This window comes from Burkholderia sp. Bp8963, assembly GCF_003854275.1.
Taxonomy (GTDB): domain Bacteria; phylum Pseudomonadota; class Gammaproteobacteria; order Burkholderiales; family Burkholderiaceae; genus Burkholderia.
On record NZ_QTQP01000125.1, the window covers coordinates 1 to 2040 of the forward strand.

Genomic DNA, 2040 nt, shown 5'->3' on the forward strand with positions numbered 1-2040 from the left:
CCTTGAATTCCATTGCCGCCCAACTCTCCGTTGCTCGTGCCATTCGCGCGTCATGCAAAAAGCAAGAGTAAACGGCAAGCCGCGAAAGTTTACAAGCCGCTCACGCCGACTTGTGTGTAATGGAATGGGGACAGCCACCCGATAGCGACAATCAGGTATATGGCGATCACGGACAAAGCCACTTTGAAGATGGTCATGGCCGCTTTCATTGCTCGGTCGGAATGGTTCTGCATACGGTGTCAATTTTTAGAATGATCGGCTTGTCCAGATTGATGAGTTTTGGCTCACTGTAGACCATGAAGTCGCCGCCGCGATTGTGCACCGACCTCCCGTGTCGGTACGTCTTGTTATGCGCTGACCATTAGACATCCTTCTCCCGAGATTCCTGAAATCGCCTGGTTCGTTTGTCGACCGTCTTATTTAACTCGATTGCGTACAGAGATAGTGCGGAATCTCCTGAGTGGAATTTTTGAAAATGATCGACTATGTTTTGATCATGCAGGAGTGGCCAACATGACTCGGACTCGACCTGCACACTTGAGAAGTGTTACAGTTCGATAACGGAGCGACAAAAAATGAAAAATGGGGAAATTAAGGGGTACCGAAACATCGCCCGCACGATGATTTTTGGCGCATGCATCACTTCACTGACCTTAGCAGGGTGCAGTGCCGTACCAGACAAGCAGTATCAACAAGTTGGCTTCCAATCCAGGTCATGCACAATCGATAAAGTCGGCCGACGCGCCGACTGTCCGGCTACCCAAGCGGGCGTTACGGAGAACAACGATGGTCGCGTGGAAAGGCGCTTCAGCGTAGCTTTTCTCGAATACTGCGAACTGGAGAGTGAGGCATGCAAGGGACCGGGCCAACTGTTCGCGCCACATCAGCTACAAGGCATCCTGCAGAAAATCGAGAATTCAAATACCGCAGGAGAAGCAACGTTTGTCGCTGTCTACGTGCATGGCTGGCACCATAACGCCAGCCCCGACGACGAGAACGTCAAGTATTTCGACCATATGCTGGCGCGGTACAAAGATGCATTGTCGCGCGCGGGGCAAGCGAATACACAGGTACTCGGTGTTTATGTTGGCTGGCGGGGAGAAAGCATCTCAACGCCGGGAGCAAGCGTCTTTACAATCGCGAACCGTGCACGCGCGGCAGATTCGATCGCCACAAGTGGCACGATGGCATCCGATTTGACCGATATTGCTCGCGCCGTCCAGAAGGGCCCCACAGAAAACCGTATGATTGTGACCGGTCATTCCTTGGGTGGCAGAATTTTATCGCGCGCCTTGTTACCCAAGTTCATGAAAACTGACCAGCCTCTTGGAGAAAAGACGCTGATCGTTACATTGAATGCGGCTATTGGAGCAGACGCTTACTATGACTTCTATCACGATTCCACACGCCTTGCGCCGACTGCATCCACACCAACATGGCTGAACATCACGAGCCTGGACGATTGGACAACTCGACGTACCTATCCGTTTGCACACCTGCTGGGTAACATGCAGCCCGACCATCCGGGGGACGATTCAAGTGGCAGCACCATCGGTCACTACCCTTCCTACAAAACGCATCAGATAAGTTTTGCGGATTGCAACGCTGTGGGATGCGGAGACAAGAGCGGTATAGCGGCACTTCTCACAGAAAATTACTGGCTGCCGGCTCCCTATCATTTCTTCGTGCTGCAATACGCTCCTGAAAGCCTTGAAGCTGGTGCGAACACGTGCGGCTTGATACGAGAATATCCATACAATCAGAACGCAACGGAAGCGATGACAGCCACGGGCATTTGTACCAAGATGGTGGGAAGTGAGTCACCCCATACAGGCCGAAAGCAGTTTCCCGCCAATGGTCACCTCTGGAACATTGAAGGCGATTCGACTGTCATCGACACCGATGGTTTACAGCATTCCATTACACACAAGTCGGCGTGAGCGGCTTGTAAACTTTCGCGGCTTGCCGTTTACTCTTGCTTTTTGCATGACGCGCGAATGGCACGAGCAACGGAGAGTTGGGCGGCAATGGAATTCAAGG

General features: G+C 52.3%; 2 protein-coding genes. One reads left to right on the forward strand and one right to left on the reverse strand.

All coding sequences use genetic code 11. The features are described 5' to 3' along the window. Window positions 1-205: 205 nt before the first annotated feature. Window positions 206-322 carry a DUF6402 family protein gene (locus DID96_RS39720; protein ID WP_409333854.1) on the reverse strand — a complete coding sequence of 39 codons (117 nt, stop codon included), beginning with the start codon at window positions 320-322 and terminating at the stop codon, window positions 206-208. 253 nt (window positions 323-575) lie between these two features. On the opposite strand from DID96_RS39720, the gene DID96_RS37560 reads away from it, so the two are divergent. Further along, window positions 576-1940 (forward strand): hypothetical protein, encoded by a 1365-nt coding sequence (locus DID96_RS37560; protein WP_124604339.1) that lies wholly within the window; start codon window positions 576-578, stop codon window positions 1938-1940. Window positions 1941-2040: the final 100 nt, after the last annotated feature.